The sequence below is a fragment of the Sorangium sp. So ce367 genome, from assembly GCF_051520455.1.
Classification (GTDB): domain Bacteria; phylum Myxococcota_A; class Polyangia; order Polyangiales; family Polyangiaceae; genus Sorangium; species Sorangium cellulosum_B.
Map to the genome: position 1 here is coordinate 12,791,546 of NZ_CP150334.1, position 22,844 is coordinate 12,814,389.

The following is a 22,844-nucleotide window of genomic DNA, read 5'->3' on the forward strand; positions in this document are numbered from 1 at the left end:
GTCAGCCTCGCCTTCCTCTGCGGCCTCGCGGCCGCGATGCTCGCCTGCGACAGCCCGCCGCCCGCGGCGACCGGCGCCGTGGCCTCCGGAGCGCCCGAGCGCGCCGGCGCAGCTGCGGATGCCGAGCCGGCGCCGCCCGACGCCGCTGCGGCGCAGCTGTCGGACGCCGCGGCGGAGCTGTCGTACACCCCGGCGGAGCCGCCGGACGCCGCGGCGGAGCTTGTCTACACCCCGGCGGCGCCGCCGGACGCCGGGGCAGCAATGTCGTACGTGGCAGCGGCGCCGGACGCCGCGGCGGCAGCCCTCGACGGCGGCTCGCCGGACGCCGCGGCGGCAGCCCTCGACGGCGGCTCGCCGGACGCCGCGGCGGCAGCCCTCGACGGCGGCTCGCCGGACGCGGGGGCGGAGGCGCTCGACGCCGGCGCTCCGGACGCGGGGCTGCCCGGCAGCTCCGAGGGGTGCCCGGGCGACATGGTCCTCGTCGAGGGTGATTACTGCCCCGTGGTCGATCAGAGCTGCCTGAAGCACCACAAGGAGTACGAGAAGGACCAGGAGCGACGGGCGACGCCCTCCAACGAGGCCGAGGGCCCGACCACCGTCAGCGAGCGGTGCCTCGAGTACAGGCGCCCGAGCGAGTGCCTCTCGAAGAAGCGCGCGCCGATGCGGTTCTGCGTCGACCGGTACGAGTGGCCCAACAGGAAGGGTGAGCTCCCGGCGCTGCTCGTCTCGTGGCGCCAGGCCGTCAAGGCGTGCGAGGGCGTCGGCAAGCGCCTCTGCACGGAGGACGAGTTCAACTTCGCCTGCGAGGGCGAGGAGATGCTCCCGTACACGTACGGCTTCGCCCGCGACGCGACCAAGTGCAACATCGACCGGCCCTTTCGCCAGCGCGAGGTGACGCTCTACCACTACGAGCGGTGCATGCGGCACCCCAAGTGCAAGGCGGAGCTCGAGCGGCTCGATCAGCGCGTGCCTGCGGGCTCGATGCCGGCGTGTGTGTCGCCGTTCGGCGCCTACGATCTCAACGGCAACATCAACGAGTGGGTCGTGCGGCCGGGCCGCAAGTCGCCGGAGCGGAGCGGGCTGAAGGGCGGCTGGTGGGGCCCCATGCGCGGCCGCTGCCGCCCCACGGTGGGGTTCCACAAGGAAGAGGACTACGGCTACGAGCAGGGATTTCGTTGCTGCAAGGATGCTGCGGCGCGGTGAGCGCGCGGTGGCGCGTCCTTTTTGAGGGGCGCGCGGCCGCCGACCGGGGGTACGCTCCTGTCCAGCGGGCCCGCGGCGCGGCGCTCGCCGGCGAAGGGCCTGCGGTTCCTCCTCCGGGGGCCGGGGCTCAGATCTCAGCGACGGGCCGTCACCGGCCCGTCGCTCACGCGGGGAGAGCCCCGCACCTCGAGGAGACCTTGATGAAGCGATCCATGTGGTTCACCAGCGCGCGCTCGGCCGCCTCGGTCGTCCTTGCCCTCGGAGGCCTCGGGCTCCTGACCTCCGCATGCAGCCGGGGCCGAGACGCCGAGGATCCGTCGGATCCGCAGTACAACGCGTACAACCAGCAGCAGCAGGGGTACCAGCAGCCTGGGCAGTACCAGCAGCCGGGGTACCAGCAACCCGGGCAGTACCAGCAACCTGGGCAGTATCAGCAGCCTGGGCAGTACCAGCAGCCGGGGTACCAGCAACCCGGCCAGTACCAGCAGCCGGGCACGACCGCTCCGGCGACGACGGGGCAGCCGGGCCCGCTCGCTCTCCCGTGTTCGAACGACATGGTCTGCGGCACGCACAAGTGCAACACGGCCGTGGGCAAGTGCGCCTTCCCCTGCGCGGCGAACACCGACTGCGCGGCGGGCTTCTCGTGCATGGGCGCGGGCTCGGCGACGGCGATCTGCGTGCCCGGCGGGCAGTAGAGAGCGCCGGGGTCCGGCCGCGCGACGTGCGCGGCGGCCTCCGGACACCCCAGGAGCGCCACCTCACGCGCCATCCCAGGGATCGGGGTCTCTTCGGGGCAGCTGGCAGCCTCCCCGTCTGCCGGGCGCCGGGGAGGTTGGTCCCGACGGCTCGTACCACACGACGCCGCGGCTGATCGACAAGAGCGAGTCCACGTCCCACAGCGATGGGACGACCGGGCGTCGCGAGATCGACTTCGTCTGGAGCGATCGATCGGACAAGAACAAGCGCCGGGTGAGCGGCGAGGAGCTCCGCCGGAGGCACGGCGCCGAACCTGGTTCTGCATCCGCCCACGTCCGACATGTTCGTGAGGCTCTCCTCCACGATCGTGACGCGGCCAACTCTGTTGCAGGACATCCTCCAGCCCAACATGGGCGTATGCGTGTGGGGAGCGTGTAGATCAGTCATTCGACGAAGGGAGATAGTGCGATGAGCTATAGGCGTGGGACCACGTGCCAGATTACAGCTTTCGAGGTCATCGATGCTCCTTCGGACCCGAACGTGCCGGCCCGGAAATGGATGGCAGTAGCCACTGCTCACGTCTACGATCCAGATGCCGTTGTGCCGCCGCTGACGCCCGCGCAGACGGTGCTGGCAGGGGAGACCGTGCGGGTGATCGGCGGCCGCTCGTACGCGGACACGGAGGCAGATGCCATGGCACTGGCGCTCAGAGGATTGTTGTTTGAGCTGACGGCAAAGGGCTTTTCGGCAAACCACGATGTGAAGCTCTGGTGACGGGGAGTCCCAGCCCATCTTGGACGAGGCGCGTATGTGATCGAGTTTCAGCCAAAACCTGGCGTGTTCTTCGAGGCAGGAAAGAATGTCGACGAACTGATCCATCGAGGCACCCTCCGCTTCGGGCGGCATGTCGACATTACGTTCGCTGGCCCCGATCCGTGTTGAGGATTATGAAAGATCTGTTTGCTGTGTCCGACCCCACCGAGGTCATCGTTCTTCACAGGGCAGTGAATGAAGCCAAGCTTCCATTGCTTTCCTACGATCAAGATCTCTCTGCTAGCGCGATTCTGGCGACAATCGCGGAGCGTCTAACGGCAGCCCTCAGGGATATCCCCCAATGGGATAGCGATTCCTGGCGATTGTTGTCCCCGCGGCACCCAGCATGGGAGCTCGCGGTCAACCGAGCGTTGTCCGATCAAGAGTATCTCCGAACGGCTGCGCTTCCCGAAAAGCGAGAATACGTCCGTCTTCTCCTTGTGCCCTATCGTAACGACGATGCGAAGATTTCGGAGTTTATTGATTGTGTCGATAGTGTCCTTCGCGAACGAAGGTGGTACCAGCTCTGGCTGCGGAAAGCATCGCCTTTTGCCGGTGGAGTCGCGTTCCTGAGGGAGGGGCCGGACGGTCGTTTCGCCGCATGGGATGCCAACCATAATGAGATCATCTCCGGTAGTCTGGACGAGGTCGGTGCGGTACTTCTGGAGGGGAATTTTGAGCCGTTCGGTTACTTTGTCCACGATGTGCCGGAAACCCGCGTCGGCGACTCGCGCCTATCATCCTCCTCGCCCTAATCGCGCCGTCGAGCACCATGGGGTAGATCCACTTGACTAGATCCGAGCGTCCCTTGATGTGGTGTCCACCCCCCAGGGCGACGTGATGATATGGGCCGCGCCGAACACGCCAGCGGAGGAGCCTCCCGCAGAGCGCCATCGGCCTGGCCCCCATGGACACGTTTCGCCGCCCGCCTGGCTGTGCCACCCTGTCAGCGCTTCAACCATGCCGGCGCCGGAAGAAGACCCCACGCTCCCGCCGGAGCGCCCCGGCCCGCTTGCCGCGGGCCCGACGCAGACGAGCGCCCCGGCGTCGACGACGATGCCGCCGGCAGACGCCTCGGCGCCGACTCGGCCCCTCCCTCCGACCGGAGGGGAGGCGCACGCGCTTGGCGCCGAGGCCGAAGGGGGCGCGCCCACGCGCGGCGCCGCGGTCGAAGCGTCCGGGGTTCCCGTCGCTGCGTGGAGCCGTTACGAGCTCGTCCGGCCGCTCGGGCGGGGCGGCATGGGGGAGGTGGTCGAGGCGCGCGACAAGCGCCTGGGCCGAGCGGTCGCGCTCAAGTTCATTCGCGGGGCCGACCCCGACCGCGCCCTGCGCCTCTTGCAGGAAGCCCGCGCCCAGGCGCGCATCGACCACCCGAACGTCTGCAAGGTCTACGAGGTCGGCGAGGTCGCGGGCAAAGCGTACATCGCGATGCAGCTCGTGCGCGGCCGGAGGTTCGACGAGGCGGCGAGCGAGATGTCGCTTCCCGCCAAGGTGCGGGCGATGCGCGCGGTGGCCGAGGCGGTGCACGAGGCGCACAGGCTCGGCATCGTGCACCGCGATCTGAAGCCCTCGAACATCCTGATCGAGCGGGTCGAGGACGGGAGCTTCCACCCGGTGGTCGTCGATTTCGGCCTCGCCTACGAGGCCGGCGGCGAGCAGAGCCTCACCGAGACCGGGGCGCTCCTGGGCACGCCCGCGTACATGGCGCCCGAGCAGGCGCGCGGCCAGGTGCACGGCGCCGACCAGCGCTCGGACGTCTACGGCCTCGGCGCCACGCTCTACCAGCTCCTCTGCGGCGCAGCGCCGTTCGAGGGCGCCACCCCGGCCGCAACGCTCCTCAAGGTGCTGCACGAAGAGCCCCGACCCCCGCGCGCGCTCGCGCCCGAGCTGCCCGCCGACCTCGAGACCATCACCCTCAAGTGCCTCCACAAGGAGCCCGAGCAGCGCTACCCCACCGCGAGGGCCCTCGGCGAGGACCTCGGGCGCTTCCTCGACGGCGAGCCGATCCTCGGCCGGCGCCCCCGCCTGTCCTTCCGGCTGAAGCGGCTCGCGCGCAAGCACCGCGCGCTCGTGGCCGTCTCGGCCCTCTCGCTCGCGCTCATCGCGGCGCTCGGCGCTCTCGGCCTGCGCTCGCAGCTCGAGGCGCGGCGCGCCCGGGCCGAGGCGGCCGAGCGGGCGAGGCTCGGCGAGGAGATCGGACAGGAGGTCAAGGAGATCGAGTGGTTCTTGCGCGTCGCCTACGGCCTGCCGCTGCACGACACCGGCCGCGAGCAGGCCCGCGTCCGCGAGCGCATGGCGCGCATCGCGGCCCGCCACGTCGAGACGGGCGGCGCCGGCGCGGGGCTCGCGCGCTACGCGCTCGGGCGCGGGCACCTGGCCCTGCTCGAGTTCGACGAGGCGCGCGAGCAGCTCGAGCGCGCCCGTGCGCTCGGGGTCGACTCGCCCGAGCTCCACCACGCGCTCGGGCGCGCGCTCGGCGAGCTGTACCGCCGCGCCCTCGAGGACGCCCGGCGCAGCGGCGGCGTCGCGTGGGTGGCCGGGCGGCGGCGCGCACTCGAAGAGCAGTACCTCCTGCCCGCGCTCGCCGCGCTCGAGAAGAGCCGCGGGCTCGCGCTCGAGTCGCCCCACCACATCGAGGGGCTCATCGCCCTCTATCGCCGCGACCACGGCGCCGCCGCGCGCGCCGCCGAGCTCGCAGGCCACGAGGCGCCCTGGTCGTACGAGGCCTTCCGCCTCGCCGGCGACATCGCCCACGCGCAGGCGGTCGACCGCTTCGATCGAGGGGATTACGACGGCGCGCGCGCCGATCTCGAGCGGGCGGTCGCGCGGTACGACGAGGCGCTCGAGGTGGGGCGCAGCGACGCGCTGGCGTACGAGGCGCTCGCCGTGGCCTGGCTGAAGCGGGCCGAGGTCGACGAGCGGCAGGGCAGGCCCCGCAAAGAGGCGCTCGAGCGCGCCCTCGATGCCTCGGGCAAGGCGGTGCGGGCGGCGCCGGGGCGCGCTTCGGGCCACACCCGGAGGGCCCAGGTCCTGATGAGCTGGTATCAGCTCATGAAGGACGAAGGCGGCGGCCTCGAGCCCGAGCCCATCCTCGAGGAGTGGCTCGCCACCGCCGCGCGCGCCATCGAGCTCGACCCGAGCGACGTGTACGCGCACGACGCCGCGGGGCTGGCCCACTTCACGCGGGGGTTCGAGCAGGCGCGCGCCGGCCTCGACCCGGGCCCTGCCTGGGACGAGGCCCACGCCCGGCTGACGCGGGCCCTCGAGCTGGAGCCCAACTACCCCTGGGCGCTCAACGATCTCGCGAACGTCCACCGCTGGAAGGGCAACCACCGGCGCGACAAGGGCCAGGACCCGCGCCCCGAGTACGCCGAGGCCGCGCGCTCCTATCGCCAGGCGATCGAGAGCGATCCGAAATACCTCTTTCCCTACTGGAACCTCGGCGACCTCTACAACGACTGGGCCTCGTACGACCTCGCGCACGGGTTCGACCCGCAGGACACGGTGCAGAGGGCGCTCGAGATCGGGCGCCGGGCCCTCGCGCTCGACGCCCAGTTCTACCAGGCGCTCAACCAGGCCGCGGTGGCCGAGCTGACCCTGGCGCAGCACCTCGCCGGGCGCGGCGCCGACCCGCGCCCGCCGATCGAGCGCGCATTCGTCCACCTCGACCGATCGCGCGCCATCAACCCCGCCGCGGGGCGGACCTCGTCCTACCGCGCCGAGGGCCACCGCCTGGCCGCGCTCCACGCGCTGCGCTCGGGCGGAGACCCGAGCGACGAGCTCGAGGCCGGGCGGGCCGCGCTGGCCGAGGCCTACCGGGCGGAGCCGAGCTGCCTCGGTTGCCTGCTCGCGGGCGCGCAGCTCGGCGCGGTCGAGGCGCAGTGGGCGCGGCAGCGAGGGCGCTCACCGCTGCCCGCGCTGCGGCGGGCGCGCGACGACGCGCGGCGGGCCATCGAGATCTACCCCCACGCCGAGGGCCACGTCGAGCTCGCGCGCGCCTGCTGGCACCTCGCGCGGGCGTCGTCGCCGGCCGAGGCCCGCGGCGCCGCCGACGAGGGGCTGAAGCACGTCGAGCAGGCGCTGCGCCGCGATCCGCTCCTCGCGCACGCCCACGCCGTGCGCGGCGGGCTCTTGCTCTCGCGGGCGCGCGGGGCGGCCGACGCGACGGCGCGCCGCGAGGAAGCGCGAGAGGCCCAGGCCTCGCTGGGGCGCGCCTTCGAGCTCGACCCGCTGCTCCGGCGCGAGTACGCCGAGGCGGCGCGTGAAGCGGAGCGAGGAGCCGAGGGCGCCGCGCCGGGCGCCGCCCGGCCCTAGTCTCGACGAGGGCACAGCTGCTCGGTGTCAGGCAGCTGTGCCCACGTCGAGACGGGTACCGCGGCTCAGAAATCCCGCCAGAGAAACCGTCGATGACGAGCGGTCGCTGGAAACAGCAGCGATTTCGTAGTTTCCGCCTGCTTCGGCGCCGAGGGCGGCTCCGGTGTGGCCCAACGCGGCGCCCTCTTCCGCCGCATCGCCCGCGGTGAAGGGCCCGCGGCATCACCGATCGGGGTCGGCGCCTGGCCTGGCGGCGCAGCGCCGAGGGATTCTCCTTCGTAAGCGCTGCACGAAGCGCCGTCGGCCCCAACCTCGGTCAGCTGGTGCAAGATGGGGGCAATGGAACCGACTCGGTCAGCCCGTCACGTGCTGCTCTTCCGCGGGAAGCGGGGGCGGGACGGTGATCGGCCCGAGGGCGAGCTTCAGCTCGTCGGCGACGAGCCGGGTGCGGGTGCGCGCCCAGTACCTGGGGGCGAGCTCGAGGTAGCGGTCCGGCGGCCAGTAGGGCATCGCGCGGATGACGTCGGCGAGGTAGGCCTCGGGGTCGAGACCGTGGAGCTTGCAGCTTGCCACGAGCGAGAAGAGGTTGGCGGCGGCCGAGGCGTGGTCGTCGCTGCCGAAGAAGAGCCAGGACTTTCTCGCCACAGCGATGGATCGCAGAGCTCGCTCGCTGGCATTGTTCTCCAGGCGGAGGCGACCGTCGTCGAGGAAACGCCGCAAGGGCTGCTCTTGGTTGAGGGCGTAGCCGAGCGCAGTAGCGCGCCACGTTGTTCAGCGCCCATTGCAGGTTCCTCGTGTCGGTCGCCATGCCCTGGAAATCGTCTTGCAGCCCCACCGGCGTCACCCGGATGACCCTGCCGTTCCCCACCACCCGCACGTGGTCGGGATCGGGAGGCACGGGTCGCGGCATGGCATGCGTCGTGGCAGCGGTGAGCAGCACGAAGAGCGCCGCGCCGACGGCCTTGGGGGTACCTTCGTTGACTCTCGCCATTCTTCTCCTCCGCGGTGCTTTGCCGGATACTCCCGGCTGCGGACGGGCCAAACGATGCCACTCGGCGGCGCCTGCGCCACGCCACCTTCGCCGTACTTGCGGGTCGTTCGCCTCCTGCTCCGGGTGCATTCGGAGCCTGGCGGGGTGGATAAAACCATCGCGGTCGCGCCGGACGGAAAGCGCGCCGCGGTCGTGAGCGCTGGCAGCTACATCATCGAGTTCATCGACCTCGACACCATCACGAGCGAGGACGCCTCGGGCACGTGCCGTATCAACAAGCAGGGTTCGTCGAGGCACTCCAGGTGCCCTCGCTGATCGGCCTCTCCGCGTGAGCGCCGTTCATGCACGACGGCTGCGCGAAGACGCTCCGCGACCGGTTCGACCCGGTCTGCGGCGGCGACCGCCACGGCGACGTCTCCGCGCTCGCCCCGGCGCAGCTCGACGATCTCGTGGCGTACCTCGAGTCGCTCTGACGCTACGGAAGCGCACGTGGCCGCTCGGGCGGACGAACGCCTGGCCCGTGCTGTCGTCGAGGGCGAAGTCGGGGGCACACTCCGCGTCGTCGTCGACGACCCAGACGAAGCCCAGGTTGTTGGGGCCGAAGCCGCCCTTGCGCTCCTGCCGCCAGCGCACGACCGCCTCGCCCGGCCAGGGCGCCGCCCTTTCGCGCGAGGCGGCCGACGGGAGCCGCGCCGGCGGTCGATTTCCTGCTGGCAGAAGAGAAAAATTTTGTCCGAGAAAAAAATGTATGCAAGCGTGCGTCTTCTTCGGTCTTCCACACCCGGAGCGAGCCTCTCGGACTTTATGGCAAGTTCTCTGAGGGGGCTTGGTCTTTAGTCCTTCAGTCCCTCAGCAAACCTGCTCGGAACCGAACGACTCTCCCTCCATCTCGAAGTCGCGGCTCACCCTACTTCCTATGTATTGCAGAGTCACCACAGCTCCGCGCCGGAGGCCCTCATGACCCGCACCGCGCTCGCCGCAGTCCTCGTCGCCCTCACCGGATGCAACACCTCCTCGACGACGCTCGATCCGCCCCCGTACGGGAACCCCGCGGGCTACCGCGTGCACGTGCTCCAGGGCGACAGCCTGTCCGCGGGCGACGTCACCTTGAATGACCTCGTGGTCGACACGAGCAGCGTGGAGGCGATCGACAGCTCGGTGGCGGCCATGGTCGCCGACACCGGAGAGACCACCGCGCCGCACACGGTCGACGAGCTGACGACCGGAGTGCCCGATCTGACCGTCGACTTCACCGGGGTGGCGACGCCGGTCCCGGCCACCTTCCACGGCGCCGGCATCCAGTGGCGGAGCAAGTTCTTCCTCGGTGACGCGCGGTACAAGGCGCTCGTCCGCCACGCCCGGATCGACCTCCTGCGCTTCCCGAGCGGGCAGGAGCGCGTGATGTACGACGGGAGCGACGACGCGATCGCCACCGACCCGGTGGCCGACACGCTCGGGGGCGATCCCTACGAGTTCCGGATGAGCGCCGGCGACGTGCGGCGGTACATCGAGTTCTGCACCGAGCTCGGCATCGAGGCCATGCCCGAGGTGAACATCACCGTGGACGACGTCGACCGGGAGAAGGCGTACGTCGCGCAGATCGTCGACGATCTCGGCTACGACCTGAGGTACGTCTCGGCGGGGAACGAGCCGGACAACAAGTCGCGCAACGGCAACTGGCCCTACCTCGGCGCGGCGACGGGCACCGACGACGAGAAGCGGGCCGCCGCGCTCGCGAGCTACGCCAGCCGATACCTGACTTACCGGCAGGCCATCGACCCGCTCCAGCCCGGCCTCACCTACGCCTTCGCCGAGGTCGCCAACGTGGAGTACCTCGACGACCTGCTCGCGCTCATCGGGAGCGACCACCCCGGCGCGGTGTCGTTCCACTGGTACCTCCTCGGCAACTACGGCCAGGCGCCGACGTCCCCCGACTACCCCTCCATCGATCACCTGTCCGCCTCCGCCATCTGGAACGGTCCGTTCGGCGATCAGGGGATCACGGCGAAGATCGCAGCGGCCCGCGCCGCCGCGACCGCGGCCGGGCTCGGCCCCTCGAAGATCTTCGTCGGCGAGTTCGGCCCGTCCTGGAGCGACACGCCGGCGGACGGCAACGTCTCGGATCGGCTCGCCGCCGCCCTGTTCAGCGCCGAGGCGCAGGAGACCGGAAAAGCCGCGGGCGCCGACGCGATGCTCTGGTTCGGCCTCTCGGATCCGACCGCCTGGTCCGACCCCAAGAACCCCTGGGTTCCGTCGCTCATCGCCGTGGACGACCGGGTGGACCCGTGGGTCATCACGCTCCGCCCGCAGTACTACGTGTCGCTCATCTACCGGGAGCTGTACGGGAGCGAGACGGTGCCGGTGCCGGGCGGGCAGGAGGCGGGTTTCTCCATCTACGCGGCGCGGAAGGCGGAGAGGAGCTACTTCCTCCTCATCAACCGGACCACGAATCGCTCGGTGAGCCGCGTGGTGAAGGTGAAGACCGCGGGCGGCGAGAAGCTCCTGCGGCTCACCTCGTACCCGCACTCGTTGGCGGTGGTGGAGTTCTAGGGGCCGGCGGCGTCACCAGCTCGGCCCCGTCGACCCGGTCGAGCCGGAGGTGGCGCCGCTCACCCGAGCGGAGTCTCGGCCGCTGTCGGCGCGTCCAAGGACCTCGCGGCCAGCGCCGCACGCCTACGCGCCTCGCGAACCGCATCAGACCGTGTTGTATGGCCTTGTTCAGGAGCACCTCGCGACCTACGTCGCGCACGCAGCGCGCACGTACGCGGCCCCGCTCCCGAAGTACGTTGTCGCCGTCTTCGATGGCTACCTCGCCTGTGGCGACCTCGCGCGAGGTTTCGTCCGATGTCACTGCGATGGCTGCGGTCACGATGTGCTCGTCGCCTTCTCATGCAAGCTCCGCGGCCGCTGCCCCAGCTGCGCCTCGCGCCGGATGTGCAATGAGGCGGCGACGCTCGTCGATCGTATCTTGCCCAACGTGCCCGTCAGGCAGTGGGTCATGTCGCTTCCGTTTGAGCTGCGCGCGCTTGCGGCCAAAAGGTCCGACGTCCTCGCGGCGATGGAGCGCACCTTCGCGGAGGAGATCGCCCGCGTAACCACGCGGCTCGCGAGCATCGCATGCGCACGAACGGGCTCGGTCGGGTTCCCTCAGAGATTCGGCTCGAGCTTGAACGTTCACGTCCATTTTCACACGCTGGCAATCGACGGCGTTTTCGAGAAGACCGCCATGGGCGTGCGCTTCCACGATGCGCCGCCGCCTTCAAAGGACGATGTCAGCGAGGTGGCGCGACGGGTGCGCGAGCGTGCGCTTCTTTGGCTACGGCGCCGCGGCTACCTCGACGAGCGCGCGGCCGAGGAGCGCAGCAACGAGACCATCGAGCCCTCCGCGCTCGATGCGTGTACCCAGCTCGCACTCGCAGGTGGAGCCCATCTTGCGCGGCCTTTCGAGCACAAGGACAGTCCCGACGCGGCTTTCGAGCGCCGAGCCCACGGTGCTGCCCGAGATGCGAACGGAGGATGCGCGTGCTTTCCACGATCACCGACTCAGCGGTGGTGCGCCGCATCCTCGATCATCTGAACTTGCCCTCGCAGCCCCGAACGGCAGCACCCCACGGGCGAGAGCTCTATGGTTTCCTATCCGCTCGATCGTGCAGTCGTCGCCGACGACGAGCCCGTTGCAGGCCTCGACCCACTGCGGCGGCGGCTCGAAGATAATGCAGGATTCTTACGTTCATCGATCGCTCCTGAGCTCGGAAGTCCCGGGGCGATCTTATGACAATCATGCTACGATTGTGTCACAAAATGCGCACGCGGGAGGCGGTTTCGCGCCTCCTTCAGCGCGGTGCGAGGCGCAGTCGGCCCCTCGATTCAGGGGAATCGAGGGGCCGACGCCCTGCTGTGCGTCGATCGGATCATCCGCTCCACCGCCGGTGTGGCAGAGGGTGCCCAAAGCGCCCTCTCACAGGCGCGCGTCGCAGGCGCCGCGCTTCACAGGCGCGCGTCGCAGGCGCCGCGCTTCACAGGCGCGCGTCGCAGGCGCCGCGCTTCACAGGCGCGCGTCGCAGGCGCCGCGCGACGCCACCGACACCCCCGCCGCGTTCGCGGTGCAGGCGTTGCTGTACGTCCGCCCGTCGCAGCCGCAGACCGGGGCGTACACATGGAGGCAGGCCTGCGGGGTGGGCTCGCACGTGCCCATCTGATCGCCCGCGCCGCACTGGGCCTCCGGGCTGTAGTCGCAGAAGAACCCGCGCTCGCACGCGAGGCCGGCGATGCCGCCGCACGCCTGCTCCCCGACATCCCCGCACTCGCCGGACGACGCAACCGACACGCCCGCCGCGTTCGCGTAACAGGCGTTGCCATACGTCTTCCCGTCGCAGCCGCAGACCGGGTCGTACACGTCCAGGCACGCCTCCGGGATGCGCTCGCAGGTGCCCGTCTGATCGCCCGCGCCGCACTGGGCCTCCGGGCCGTAGTCGCAGAAGAACCCGCGCTCGCACGCGAGGCCGGCGATGCCGCCGCACGCCTGCTCCTCGGGAGCCCCGCACGCGCCGAGCGACGCCACCGACACGCCCGCCGCGTTCGCCGCGCACTCGTTGCCGTACGTCTTGCCGTCGCAGCCGCAGACAGGGTCGTACTCCTTCGTGCACATCTTCGGGATGGGCGTGCAGGCGCCCCACTGATCGCCCGCGCCGCACATGGCATCGATCTCGTAATCACAGAAGAAGCCGGGCTTGCAGGTGAGGCCGAGCAGGCCGCCGCAGAGGGCCACCGAGATGGTGCCGCCTGCCCTCGCCTCCTGCGCCTCGGAGGCGATCGGCTCGACGGCCTCGTCGGCCACCTCCACCTGACAGCCCGCGGCGAACGGGGCCATCGAGAGCGCGAGCCAGAGCGCGGAGGCGAATCGATGATTGTTGATACGACGCTGAACGTTCATGATGTCTCTCCATGGGGCCGCGCCGTTCCCGGCGAGGCGGTTGCAATGCACGGGCACTTCCCTCCGCGGCGGCGACATCCGCAGCGTCGAAGCGAAGGATCGACGCGTTGCTCGACGCGGCGATCGCCGTGTCGAGGAGGCCTCGGCGACGCGCCATCGGGGGTCCGTCGCCGTGTTGCGGAGGCGTGGTTCCCTTGGCAGGAGTCGGGCCACGCGGCTTTTGCGGGGTTCACGCCTTTCCGCGGTCCCCGGGCGGTCCGGATCGGGCAGGGGCTTGCTCAAATGGGCCAGAGCTTGCGCAACTTGCGCGACAGCGCCCCGCAGGGGACTCCGGCCCGCGGTTCTTGGTAGGGAGCGCGGACGCACCGCCGCCTTCGCCCCGCCGCCTCCTGCGCCGCCCTCACCGTGCTCCTCAGCAGTTGCAGCGCCACGCCCGACGCCGCCTCCCCTGACCAGGCCCCCGCGCACGGGCAGCACGGCGCCGGTCCAGCCGGTCATGCCGGCGCTCACGGCGGGCACGCCGGCCGCCACGGCGGCAACGCCGGCCACCACGGAGGGCATGGCGGGCACGCCCACGGCGGAGGACCGCTCGTGCACCGCTTCGAGCGGGCCGACGACTGGGTTCCCGCGTTCGAGGGCCCCGAGCGCGACGCCTGGCAGAAGCCCGCGGAGGTCATCGCCGCCATGCGGCTCGCCCCCGGCATGCGCGTCGCCGATCTCGGGGCCGGCACGGGCTACTTCCTGCCGCACCTCTCGCGCGCGGTCGGGCCGACCGGCGCGGTCATCGGCCTCGACATCGAGCGGGACATGGGCCGCTACATGGAAGATGGCCGGAACGATGCCAGGAGGCGTTCTGGAACGGATGGCGGCGGCCCAGGCCGCGCAGGAGCCGTTCTTCCTCGGCCGCCTCCGCGGGCACTTGTCATCGATCGCGACATCGCCGCCCACGTGCTGGCTGAGCACGGGTGTCCCGACGAGGACTGAACCAACGCTGCGACCGAGCTGGCCACGCGTTACACACGCCACTTCCGGTCGTGGTCGTCGTCGGTCCCCTCATCGGTATCACTGGAACCGGTCAGCTATTGGATAGGTCATCATCGGCGACCCGCTTTCTCCGTATCTCAACGGTTTGGCAGCCTGGAGCCGACCGGGGCCGGTTGCAGACGCCGTCACGCGGGGAGCTCGTCCGCTCGCAGCACATCGCGAGGTCGGGAGCCTGTCGCTAGAATGCCGAAGCCATGCCCTTGCGCCAGCAGACACCGCCCGGCGGAGACCGGCGCGCCGCCGTCCCCGGCGCGCCCGGTCGGCTCGCCTGCCTGAGGTCCCCGTGATCCGGGCCGCTCGCCCCGAGGAGGCTGAGCTCCTCGGCGCGCTCGCCCTCCGTTCCAAGGCGCACTGGGGCTACACGCGCGAGTTCATGGAGGCGTGCCGCGCGGAGCTCTCGATCTCGCCGGCGTACGTGGCGCGGCATCCGACCTTCGTCCTGGTGCGCGGAGACGAGGCGCTCGGGTTCTACACGCTCGAGGCCCTGAGCTCGACCCGGGTGGAGCTCGGCCACCTCTTCGTCGAGCCGGAGGAGATCGGGCGCGGTCATGGCCGCGCGCTCCTGGCGCACGCGCGCGACGAAGCGCGGCGACGCGGGTACCGCGTCCTCGTGATCCAGGGCGATCCGAACGCCGGGCGGTTCTACGAGGCCTGCGGCGCGCGGCGCGTGGGCGAGAAGGGCTCTGCCAGCATCCCTGGCCGGCTGCTCCCGCTCTTCGAGCTCGACCTGTCGCGCTGACGCGCCGCCGCTCGCGCTGGCCGAGCCTCCACGATATCGGCAACGTGAATCGATCTCCGGGATCTCCGCACCTGTCACGCCTCCCTGAAATTCGGGGCAAAGCACCGGATCGCGACGGTTCGCCGCCGCGGAATCGTCCCGCCAGAACAACCGTTCGAGGGCGAACGGTCGCCGGAAACAGTAGCGTGGCGATTCGCCCCCGACATCCTTGAACCGACCCAGGTTGCGGCGCGAGGCCGTGCGGCGCGAGGCCAGAGCTCCCGCGCGGCGCGCGAAGCTGCTCACCTGGGTCCTGATGTCACGCGCAGCTCGACGGTGCGCCCGCGGTCCTGCAGGTGCGGCATCCGCCGACCACCTCGATCGGGGCGGCGCCGGGTCGAGCGCGGGTTCGGCTCGCGTCCTGCTGCACGTAAAGGCGGCGTCCTCGGGGAGCGAGCGATGAAGAAGGCGGCATGCGATGTCAGCCGCGGCAGGCGCCGCGCATAAGCCTCCATCGAAAGCGAGAGGCGCTCGTGACCCCCCGTGCACCGGCGCACAGGGTCTGGCGAAAATAACCAATCGACCGCCGGGGCCGCGGCAGGCAAGCTCGTCGCACGAGGTCGCCGAGAGCGCCTCGTGGGGCGACAAGGCCGTCGCGCTCGGCGGCCGTGGTGCGCCGTCGTGGGCTCGGCCCGCGCGAGGGCGCCCCGGCGCGCGGGGGCACCGCGCGCCGGCCGGGCGGCCTCGGCGCCGCGCTTCGAACGTCACGGAGTGAACCATGGAAATTGCGACGAACATCGAGCCGCGGCCGGGCGCCGTGGTCAGTGAGGTTGAGCAGCGTCTCGGGCATCTGATGATGCGCCACCACCCGTTCTTTCAGCGCGCCGACGCCAAAGACCCTCGGTTCTTGCGCACGATGTTGCAGCTCGGCTTCGAGTTCAGCGAGATGCTGGGCCGCTACCTCACTCTGCTGGCGCACCGGCTGTGGGACAGCAACAAGCCCGTGGTCAGCATTCTCGTGAGCCAGGTGCACGACGAGCTCGGCCGGGGCAAGTTCACCGACGACGGCCACCCCAACCTGTACCGCGACATGGTCAAGGGGCTCGAGGCTTGGGCCGACGGCGCGGCGATGGAGTTCATGCGCGAGCCGCAGAAGCGGCTGATTCAAGAGCTGAAGCAGTGCCTCGGCTCGGACGACGTCGACCAGAGCCTCGGCGCCTACGTCGGCACCGAGATCATCGCTTCGGACATCATCGTTCATATCAGCCAGGTGATGGGGCGGCTCGGGCTGTCGGAGGGGGCCATGCGCTGGTCGCAGTGCCACGACGTCGTCGAGCTCGAGCACGTCCAGGGCATCTACGAGGTGCCCCGCCACCTGCCCCAAGACCCCGAGCGGCTGCGCCAATTCTGGGGCGCGGCCGAAGAGATGATGCGCGCCATGTGGCGGTACTTCGACGCGCTGAACCGCCTCTCGTTCGCCTGAGGCCTCGGCCGGCGGGGCCGGCGAAGTGCGATGGGCCGCGCACAAAAGTTATTTGGGACCGGATCCTAACGACCTTACGAGCAAAACCGGCTTCGACCGTTCGGGCGCGACGACCCCGACTTCGTCGGCGTTCCGAACGGCCATTGCGCAAAGCCCAGCCCGCCGCCGCGCGCCTGGCAGGACCACCATGCCGACATCCTCGCTCCATTCGCCGCCTTCCATTACCGTTTCGCGCCCCACGAGCGCCGCGCGCCCGCCACCTGCCTTTCTCGGGCTGTGGCGCGCGGCGCGTTGGAAGAAAAACCTGCCGCTCACCCTTCTCCTCTTCGGCGGCATGCTGGTCTCGCCCGCGCCCGTCGACGCCGGCGCCGCCGCCGTCGCGCTGCTCACGTTGCTCGCGAGCTCCGCGTTCATGACCCACGTCAACGTCCTCACCGACGCCGAGCTCGACGCGAGCGCCAAGCCCGAGCTCTACCGCTGGCTGTCGGTGAGCCGCACCTTCACCGTCCGCGCCCTGGCGGCCGAGCTCCTGGCGAGCGCGGCCGGTATCGGCTGGCTGCTGGCCCGGGGGCGCGCCTTGGCCGGCCTCGGGCTCGGCGCGTTTCTCGCGCTTACGGTGCTTTACTCCTACAATTACCTGTCACCCGGCACCGCGGCCGCCAGGCGCTTGAAGGCGTACTGGTGGGGGCACCTTCTGACCTGCCTGGTCAGCTACTTCGCCCTCTGGGGCGCGGGCCTTGGCCTGCACACCTCGGGCGACGCGCGCGCGCTGGCCGCGTGGGGCCCGGCCTTCTTCTTCGTCTCGCTGTCCGAGTACGCGGTGTTCCTCTCCGAGAGCGCCGTCGACGCCGCCGAAGAGCGGAGGGCGGGCCTCAAGACGCTCGCCGCGCTGCTCGGGCGCAGGGGCAGCAGCCTCGTCGCAGCCTTGCTCTGGCTCGCCGCCGCGGCGGGGCTCTCGCTCGCCGGCGCCCTCGCCGGCCCCGAGCAGCGCAGGCTCTTGCTCGTCTGCTTCGCGCCCGCCGTTCTCTGGCGGGGTAGCGTCGTCGCGCTGCTCGCGGCGCCGCTCGATCAACACCGAGACCGCGTGCTGCGCTTGGCGGTACCCGACGTGACCTTCTTCGGGAGCCGGCTGCTGACCGTCGTCAGCCTCGTGGTGCTCGACGCCGCCTCGTAGGCGCCAACCTTGCGGGAGAATGACGTGACACTCTTCGAACACGAGAACACGGGCCCCTATGACGTGGCCATCATCGGGGCCGGCCTGGCGGGCCTGGCGGCCGCGCACGCGCTGCGCGACCGGAACATCATCGTCCTCGAGAAAGAGCCGCGCCCGGGGGGCCGCGTCTACACGAAGTCGGCGGGCGAGAGCTTCTACGACCTCGGCGCGGTGTTCGCCTACGACCCCGCGGCGGCGCCGATCGCCCTGCGGACGCCCGCGCTGCACCACGAGAGCGAGCGCATCGGGCTCTTCGCCCAGGGCAACGTTCACTACGGCACCTCGGTGAGAGAGTGCCTGCGCCAGCTCGACCTGGCGCCGCACGAGCTCGACACGCTCGACGCGTTCGAAACCGACCCCGAGAAGGACGCGAGCACCCTCTTGCCGGGCGCGTACCGGCACCTCAACAGCTTCTTTCGCCTCATTCACCCGGGCGACATGAGAGAGTACCTGCCGCAGCGGCAGCACGACGCCTTCATCAAGTTTCCCACGCGGCACTACGAGACGGCGAACGGCTCGCTCGTCGAGGGGCTGGCGCGGCCGCTCGAGGGCCGGCTCGAGACCGGCGTCGAGGTGCTCTCGCTGACCGAGAAGGGCGGCTCGGTCGAGGTGGTCTTCCGGCGCGGCGAAGAGACCCACACCCTCGCCGCCCGCGCCGTGGTGTGCACGGCGCCGGCGCCGGTGGCGAGGCGGCTCGTCACCACCCTCACCAACGATCGGTGCCGGGTCTTCCTCGATTCGCTCCGGTACGGCGAAGGCACCGTGGTGGTGCTCGGCCTCGAGGGCGCCGACCTCGCCGACTTCAGCTACATCGTCACCCCCGACCTGCCGTTCAACACCGTCATCAAGCATCGGGGGCGAGACGGCAAGCCCGACACCCTCTTCGTGTACTACGTGGGCGAAGCGTCCGAGGCGCTGAGCGGCCTGCCGCACGAAGAGATCGTCCGCCGGACGCTCGATCACGCCCGCGCGCTGAAGGTCGGCGCGCTCTCCGAGAAGACGCTCCGCTTCGCGGACGTGCACCGCTGGCCCACGGTAGGCCCTCGCATCTCGCCCGCGAGTTACGCCGATTGGACCGACTGGCAGGCCCGCGCCTGCGAACGCATCTTCTTGGCCGGCGACTACGTCTTCGTCGAGCCAGACAACGTTCTGCCCTTTGGCACGACCCAGGCCTTGCAGTCTGGCAAGAGGGCGGCCGAGAGCGTGCGGGCGTACCTCGACGTGCCGGCCGAGGTCGAGGCGTTTCGCTCGCAGACGTTGATCGAGACGACCATCTACCGACTGGCGGGCGAGCGGCCCGCGTTCGTTCAGACCAAGAGCGAGTGCAACATTTCTTACTACGGGCTACTGCTGCAGGCGAACCCGAGCCGGCCGCTCACCGAATATCTGCTGCAAAGCGCGCGCGAATCGCTGTGGGAGTATCAGGTTGGCTTCGGCGTGACGGCCGACGACAGCCTGCTCGTCTTGGAGGGCCTGCTCGCGGCGGGCGTGGGCCGCGACGTACTTCAGCCGAAGCTAGACCGCCTGGTCGAGCTCTTTTACTCTCGGCCGCAAGGCGCGTTTCACAGCCTGTCGGAGCGCCGGGCCGAGATCAAAGGGTGCGCGCAGGGGCTCGCCGACTACTGGCTCGGGCCCTCCGTGTACGTGTCGGCCCACGCCGGCCACCTCTTGCACCGCGTCGCGCCAGAGCGCTACCCGCAAGAAGTCGGCGCCTGCACGCAGTACGTCGCGGGGCTGCAAGAGCCGGAAGGCTACTGGAGCAGCATCTGGTTCTCTTCGAAGTTCGTGACGACGCTGCACGCCGCCAAGCTCTTGGGCATTCACGGCGAGAGGTACCGCCCCCAGCTATGGCGGGCGACCGCCTTCATTCTCGCGACCCAGGGCCACGACGGCAGCTGGGGCGAGACGGTGCTCGAGACCTCGGCGGCGGTGCTCGCGCTCGAAGCCCTGGGCGAAGCGGGCACGGCCGCCCTCCGGAAGGCAAAATCGTGGCTTCGCGCGCGCAAAAAGCCCGACGGCTGGGAGGGCGAGCCCATGCTCTATTACTGGTTCGAGACGGGGCCCGCCGAGAAGATGTTCTTTCACTGCCGAGACAAGGGGGCCGTCACCTCCGCCTGGGCCACTCTCGCGCTGGCGAACCCGGCGTAACGCCGCACGTCACGCGCGGGGGCGCGCGCGACGCCGCGTTCGACGACCCGAGAGCGAGGCGCCCCCGGCCAGCGTGGTGTAGACAATATTACGCAGCCGAGTGAGCTCGTTGGATCTGTTGGTATTTGTAGGCGGATCAGTGGATCCGTACTTAGAGGCTTATGTCAACTGATCCAGCCGAGCCTGGAGGATCTCGAGCGCATTGAGCTGTAGCCGCCGGAGCCTTTCACCTTTCACGCTCGACGTCGAGACCCACCCATCCGCTACGTTTGCATCTCCGCCGGCGGCGTGCCCGGCGGTTTCACTGCTCGACGCCCTCAAGCGTGTGGCAGCCATTGCACGAGAAGTCGCCGGTGTTGGTCATCGGGTCGTACGCGGCGATCTGCAGCACATCGGCCATCCGAGGCATGACCGTCTCGAACATCCATGTGCCCCACCGCTCGATCTCCGGATCCTTCACGTACTCGGCGAACGCCTCCTCGGTGGCGGGGAGCGGGGGGAGGTCGGGGCTCGGCATCGCGAAGGTCCCGTCGGCCGCGCCGCTGCCGTGACAGGTCACGCACGTCATTCCCTCGAACTTCGCGTCGAACGCGACGAAGGTCTCCTTCATCTCCGGCAGGACGACATCCTCCATGAACGCGAAGCGCTGATCGAAGCTCATGTCCTCCCACGCGACGGGCGCGTCGTCCTCCTCACCCCCACATCCACATGCAGCGACGATCAGGCACATCGCGATCAAGACGCGCTTCATGACCATATTCCTTCTCCCTTCGTGACAGCTCGTGCGGCGTCTCATCCGGCGGCTCGAACCGCTCTTCCCGGTCGCGGCGGCGACGAAGGCCGCATGCCCCGAGCGCCGCCGCCGTCCCCGGCGACAGCCGGCGTCATGATCGCGACCGGCTGTACCCCATAGACCCCGCTGCCCAAGGAAACTCATCGCTGAAAAAAACGCGGGGGAGAAAAATCGAACGCCCATCGGCCCAGACCGTTGTTATGTAATTTAGAGCGATTTGCAGTTGAGCTTGGTACAAGCTGAGCATGGTCGGGCGGGACGGTGGCATCGCTGATGCTGCTGCCTACCGCATGGGCCCGTACAGCATCCATCTGCGGCAGCGGATCATCGACGCCTACCAGAACCGTGAAGGAAGTATCCGGGAGCTGGCCGAGCGGTTCGAGGTCGCCCCGAACACGGTGCAGAACTATCTCACGCAGCTGCGCGCCACGGGCGACCTCGCGCCGAGTCCGCACGGCGGCGGCACGCCACGGAAGTTCGACGAGACGGACGAGCGGGCACTGATTAAGCTGCTGGAAGAGAAGAACGACCGGACATTGGCGGAACTGATCGAGCAGATGGAGCAGCGTCACCATGTGCACGTCAGCGTCTCGACGATGAGCCGTACGCTGCACCGGATGGGGATCACCCGAAAAAAAGGACGTTGGGTGCCAGCGAGCAAGACCGCCCGGACGTTCAACAGGCCCGCGCGAGTTTTCAAAATTGGGCGGGGACCACAGATGCGCGCCGCTTGATCTTCGTCGACGAGTTCGGCGCCAACCTGGGCATGACCCGGCTCTATGGCTACGCCCTGAGCGGGCAGCGGGCCTACGGCAAGGCGCCGGCGAACGCGGACCCGAACCTGACGCTGGTGCTCGGGCTGGGGCTGCAGGGGGTGGTGGCGCCGGTGGTCTTCGAAGGCGCCATGAATCGTCCTCGATTTGAGACGTACGCCCAGGAATATCTGGCTCCGGTGCTGCGGCCTGGCGACATCGTGCTCGTGGATCGACTCAAGCCACATCTATACCCCGAGGTCCGCGCGGCCATCGAGGCGACGGGTGCCGACTACCACCCGCTGCCGCCTTACTCGCCGGATTTCTCGCCGGTGGAAGAGTGTGGCAGCAAGATCAAGCAGACCCTCCGCACCGCTGGGCAGCGGACCGTGGTGGGCGTGCTCGACGCGATGGACAGGGCCCTCCACCAGGTGACGCCGAAGGACGCCGAAGGCTGGTTCCGCCATGCGGGTTACCTCGACCGACCTCCTCGTCCCAGACCGCAGCGCAGGGGCACGCCTCGGAGCCGTGCGCCGCGGGCTCGCACGCCTCGCAAAAGTCGCGCTCGGGATCCGCCAACGCCCAGCTCGAGGGGCACGGTCTGTACCAAACCCAATCGCGAATCGCTCTAGAGCGGTTTTCAGCTGGGTCTGGTACAAGAGCTGCTGCTCGGGCTCACTGATTCCCTATGCTGCAGGGCATCCCCGCTGGCGGAGCGCGAGAGCGCTCGCCGGGCGGCGCCATCCTCCGGGTTGCGCCGGCACGCGAGGGAGGTGGACGACGCGGTGGACGGATGTAGCCGGTGTGCTGAAACCAACCTTTGGCGTCGCGATCAGTTACCAGACCGATGGCTCGGCCCATGGCTCGGTATACCTGAGGGACCGAGCGCGGGGCGGCGGCGCGGGTGAGCTCCTTGACTTTGCTGCCGCAGCCTTCCACCGGCGACAGGTCAGACGAATAAGGCGGCAAAATCCAGAACTTTGCCCCGCGCTCCTCGACGGCAGCGCGAGCACCGGGAGCACGGTGTGCACCCAGCCCGTCGACAACGATCACATCGCCGGGCTGCACTCGAGGAGCGATCCGGTCGCGGATGTACGCCTCGAAGATGGCGCCGTTCATGGACCCCTCGAAGGCCATCGGTTCTACAGCGCCGCCGAGATTCAGGCCGACGATGAGCGTGATCTTCGGGTCGGTGTTACACGGCACCCTGCCGCGCGCCCGACGCCCGCGACGCGCACGACCGTACCGCCGCGCCATCCCGCGATGCAGACCGAACTCGTCGAAGAAGGTGATGTGGCGTGCGCCTACTCTTCGTGCTTGCCGCCGGAACTGAGCGCGGCGCTTGCGGACGGCGGGCCGATACTGCTCGCTCGCTCGAAGCGTTTTTTTTTCTCGTGATGCCCAGCCGCTGCAGCGCCCGATGCATCGTCGGGATGCTGACACGCACCTCCTGCCGCTGCTCGAACTGCTCAGCCAACTCGGCCAGCGTCCGGTCGTTCTTTTCCTCGACCAGCTTGCGCACCTCATCCAGCCCCGCCCGGTCGATCTTCGGCCCCACTCCACCACCGTGCGGCAAGGGCGCAAGGCTGCCTGTCGCGCGCACCTGGGTGAGGTAATTCTGCACAGTGTTCGGCGCGACCGAGAAGCGCTCCGCTATTTCCCGAATGCTCCCCTCGCCGTTGACGTAGGCATCGACGATTCGCCGGCGCAGATCGAGACTGTACGGGCTCATGGGGCAGACCT

21 protein-coding genes and 2 pseudogenes are annotated in these 22,844 nt (G+C 69.8%); 17 read left to right on the forward strand and 6 right to left on the reverse strand.

Annotation, left to right across the window (positions count from 1 at the left end; genetic code table 11):
* Nucleotides 1-36 precede the first annotated feature (36 nt).
* The 5 genes from WME97_RS48590 (at nt 37) to WME97_RS48610 (ending at nt 7,026) form a co-directional block, all read left to right on the forward strand.
* A complete protein-coding gene (locus tag WME97_RS48590; RefSeq protein WP_437548007.1) occupies nt 37-1,203 on the forward strand; it encodes a formylglycine-generating enzyme family protein in 1,167 nt (388 codons plus the stop codon).
* 200 nt (nt 1,204-1,403) lie between these two features.
* On the forward strand, nt 1,404-1,898 hold the full coding sequence (locus tag WME97_RS48595) for a hypothetical protein (protein WP_437296842.1): 495 nt from the start codon (nt 1,404-1,406) through the stop codon (nt 1,896-1,898).
* 469 nt (nt 1,899-2,367) lie between these two features.
* Entirely contained in the window at nt 2,368-2,673 is a 306-nt protein-coding gene (locus WME97_RS48600; protein ID WP_437548009.1) for a hypothetical protein, read from the forward strand.
* Between the two features lie 173 nt (nt 2,674-2,846).
* Nucleotides 2,847-3,467, forward strand: a complete 621-nt coding sequence (locus WME97_RS48605) for a hypothetical protein (RefSeq protein WP_437548011.1) — start codon at nt 2,847-2,849, stop codon at nt 3,465-3,467.
* A 205-nt stretch (nt 3,468-3,672) separates the two neighbouring features.
* Nucleotides 3,673-7,026 carry a protein kinase domain-containing protein gene (locus tag WME97_RS48610; protein ID WP_437548013.1) on the forward strand — a complete coding sequence of 1,118 codons (3,354 nt, stop codon included), beginning with the start codon at nt 3,673-3,675 and terminating at the stop codon, nt 7,024-7,026.
* A gap of 354 nt (nt 7,027-7,380) precedes the next feature.
* Here WME97_RS48610 and WME97_RS48615 read toward each other — a convergent pair whose 3' ends face one another.
* Complete coding sequence (locus WME97_RS48615; RefSeq protein ID WP_437555658.1) at nt 7,381-7,599, reverse strand: transposase domain-containing protein; 219 nt, start codon at nt 7,597-7,599, stop codon at nt 7,381-7,383.
* A 36-nt stretch (nt 7,600-7,635) separates the two neighbouring features.
* Nucleotides 7,636-7,773, reverse strand: a pseudogene (locus tag WME97_RS48620) (IS66 family transposase); the annotation flags it as partial.
* Nucleotides 7,774-8,161: 388 nt separating this feature from the next.
* Between WME97_RS48620 and WME97_RS48625 the strand changes: the two are divergent.
* The 5 genes and pseudogenes from WME97_RS48625 (at nt 8,162) to WME97_RS48645 (ending at nt 11,594) form a co-directional block, all read left to right on the forward strand.
* Nucleotides 8,162-8,332 carry a hypothetical protein gene (locus tag WME97_RS48625; protein WP_437548014.1) on the forward strand — a complete coding sequence of 57 codons (171 nt, stop codon included), beginning with the start codon at nt 8,162-8,164 and terminating at the stop codon, nt 8,330-8,332.
* 26 nt (nt 8,333-8,358) lie between these two features.
* Nucleotides 8,359-8,490: a hypothetical protein gene (locus WME97_RS48630; protein WP_437548016.1), complete on the forward strand. Its 132-nt coding sequence runs from the start codon at nt 8,359-8,361 to the stop codon at nt 8,488-8,490.
* Between the two features lie 484 nt (nt 8,491-8,974).
* Nucleotides 8,975-10,567, forward strand: a complete 1,593-nt coding sequence (locus WME97_RS48635) for a hypothetical protein (protein ID WP_437548017.1) — start codon at nt 8,975-8,977, stop codon at nt 10,565-10,567.
* A 151-nt stretch (nt 10,568-10,718) separates the two neighbouring features.
* Nucleotides 10,719-11,012 (forward strand): annotated as a pseudogene (locus WME97_RS48640) (transposase zinc-binding domain-containing protein); the annotation flags it as partial.
* 3 nt (nt 11,013-11,015) lie between these two features.
* On the forward strand, nt 11,016-11,594 hold the full coding sequence (locus tag WME97_RS48645) for a transposase (RefSeq protein WP_437555660.1): 579 nt from the start codon (nt 11,016-11,018) through the stop codon (nt 11,592-11,594).
* A 468-nt stretch (nt 11,595-12,062) separates the two neighbouring features.
* Here the strand turns inward: WME97_RS48645 and WME97_RS48650 are convergent, their stop codons facing one another.
* A complete protein-coding gene (locus WME97_RS48650) occupies nt 12,063-12,950 on the reverse strand; it encodes a Kazal-type serine protease inhibitor family protein (protein ID WP_437548019.1) in 888 nt (295 codons plus the stop codon).
* A gap of 405 nt (nt 12,951-13,355) precedes the next feature.
* Between WME97_RS48650 and WME97_RS48655 the strand changes: the two genes are divergently transcribed.
* From WME97_RS48655 to WME97_RS48675, 5 genes are all read left to right on the forward strand, one after another.
* On the forward strand, nt 13,356-13,934 hold the full coding sequence (locus WME97_RS48655) for an SAM-dependent methyltransferase (RefSeq protein ID WP_437548021.1): 579 nt from the start codon (nt 13,356-13,358) through the stop codon (nt 13,932-13,934).
* 343 nt (nt 13,935-14,277) lie between these two features.
* The gene (locus WME97_RS48660; protein ID WP_437548022.1) at nt 14,278-14,733 is read left to right on the forward strand and encodes a GNAT family N-acetyltransferase; all 456 of its coding nucleotides are present in this window, start codon (nt 14,278-14,280) and stop codon (nt 14,731-14,733) included.
* A gap of 757 nt (nt 14,734-15,490) precedes the next feature.
* Nucleotides 15,491-16,195, forward strand: coding sequence for an iron-containing redox enzyme family protein (locus tag WME97_RS48665; protein ID WP_437548024.1), 705 nt, complete (start codon nt 15,491-15,493; stop codon nt 16,193-16,195).
* Nucleotides 16,196-16,382: 187 nt separating this feature from the next.
* Nucleotides 16,383-17,369, forward strand: a complete 987-nt coding sequence (locus WME97_RS48670) for a UbiA family prenyltransferase (protein ID WP_437555662.1) — start codon at nt 16,383-16,385, stop codon at nt 17,367-17,369.
* 24 nt (nt 17,370-17,393) lie between these two features.
* On the forward strand, nt 17,394-19,556 hold the full coding sequence (locus WME97_RS48675) for an FAD-dependent oxidoreductase (RefSeq protein ID WP_437548026.1): 2,163 nt from the start codon (nt 17,394-17,396) through the stop codon (nt 19,554-19,556).
* Between the two features lie 301 nt (nt 19,557-19,857).
* On the opposite strand, the gene WME97_RS48680 is transcribed toward WME97_RS48675, so the two are convergent.
* The gene (locus WME97_RS48680; protein WP_437548028.1) at nt 19,858-20,307 is read right to left on the reverse strand and encodes a hypothetical protein; all 450 of its coding nucleotides are present in this window, start codon (nt 20,305-20,307) and stop codon (nt 19,858-19,860) included.
* Between the two features lie 287 nt (nt 20,308-20,594).
* Here WME97_RS48680 and WME97_RS48685 point away from each other — a divergent pair, with 287 nt between their 5' ends.
* Nucleotides 20,595-21,083: a helix-turn-helix domain-containing protein gene (locus WME97_RS48685; protein WP_437541932.1), complete on the forward strand. Its 489-nt coding sequence runs from the start codon at nt 20,595-20,597 to the stop codon at nt 21,081-21,083.
* Nucleotides 21,080-21,733 (forward strand): transposase, encoded by a 654-nt coding sequence (locus WME97_RS48690; protein ID WP_437542332.1) that lies wholly within the window; start codon nt 21,080-21,082, stop codon nt 21,731-21,733. The genes WME97_RS48685 and WME97_RS48690 overlap by 4 nt, the downstream gene beginning before the upstream one ends.
* Before the next feature lie 43 nt (nt 21,734-21,776).
* Here WME97_RS48690 and WME97_RS48695 read toward each other — a convergent pair whose 3' ends face one another.
* The gene (locus WME97_RS48695) at nt 21,777-22,358 is read right to left on the reverse strand and encodes a transposase (protein ID WP_437548030.1); all 582 of its coding nucleotides are present in this window, start codon (nt 22,356-22,358) and stop codon (nt 21,777-21,779) included.
* Nucleotides 22,297-22,833 carry an IS630 transposase-related protein gene (locus WME97_RS48700; protein ID WP_437294639.1) on the reverse strand — a complete coding sequence of 179 codons (537 nt, stop codon included), beginning with the start codon at nt 22,831-22,833 and terminating at the stop codon, nt 22,297-22,299. The genes WME97_RS48695 and WME97_RS48700 overlap by 62 nt, the downstream gene beginning before the upstream one ends.
* Between the last annotated feature and the right edge of the window lie 11 nt (nt 22,834-22,844).

Coding starts and splice junctions, on each gene's coding strand:
- WME97_RS48595 (WP_437296842.1), top strand. CDS start 1,404: ATGAAGCGATCCATGTGGTTCACCAGCGCGCGCTCGGCCGCCTCGGTC.
- WME97_RS48650 (WP_437548019.1), bottom strand. CDS start 12,950: ATGAACGTTCAGCGTCGTATCAACAATCATCGATTCGCCTCCGCGCTC.
- WME97_RS48680 (WP_437548028.1), bottom strand. CDS start 20,307: ATGAAGCGCGTCTTGATCGCGATGTGCCTGATCGTCGCTGCATGTGGA.
- WME97_RS48630 (WP_437548016.1), top strand. CDS start 8,359: ATGCACGACGGCTGCGCGAAGACGCTCCGCGACCGGTTCGACCCGGTC.
- WME97_RS48645 (WP_437555660.1), top strand. CDS start 11,016: ATGTCGCTTCCGTTTGAGCTGCGCGCGCTTGCGGCCAAAAGGTCCGAC.
- WME97_RS48590 (WP_437548007.1), top strand. CDS start 37: ATGCTCGCCTGCGACAGCCCGCCGCCCGCGGCGACCGGCGCCGTGGCC.
- WME97_RS48600 (WP_437548009.1), top strand. CDS start 2,368: ATGAGCTATAGGCGTGGGACCACGTGCCAGATTACAGCTTTCGAGGTC.
- WME97_RS48700 (WP_437294639.1), bottom strand. CDS start 22,833: ATGAGCCCGTACAGTCTCGATCTGCGCCGGCGAATCGTCGATGCCTAC.
- WME97_RS48695 (WP_437548030.1), bottom strand. CDS start 22,358: ATGGCGCGGCGGTACGGTCGTGCGCGTCGCGGGCGTCGGGCGCGCGGC.
- WME97_RS48610 (WP_437548013.1), top strand. CDS start 3,673: ATGCCGGCGCCGGAAGAAGACCCCACGCTCCCGCCGGAGCGCCCCGGC.
- WME97_RS48605 (WP_437548011.1), top strand. CDS start 2,847: ATGAAAGATCTGTTTGCTGTGTCCGACCCCACCGAGGTCATCGTTCTT.
- WME97_RS48685 (WP_437541932.1), top strand. CDS start 20,595: ATGGTCGGGCGGGACGGTGGCATCGCTGATGCTGCTGCCTACCGCATG.
- WME97_RS48670 (WP_437555662.1), top strand. CDS start 16,383: ATGCCGACATCCTCGCTCCATTCGCCGCCTTCCATTACCGTTTCGCGC.
- WME97_RS48635 (WP_437548017.1), top strand. CDS start 8,975: ATGACCCGCACCGCGCTCGCCGCAGTCCTCGTCGCCCTCACCGGATGC.
- WME97_RS48665 (WP_437548024.1), top strand. CDS start 15,491: ATGGAAATTGCGACGAACATCGAGCCGCGGCCGGGCGCCGTGGTCAGT.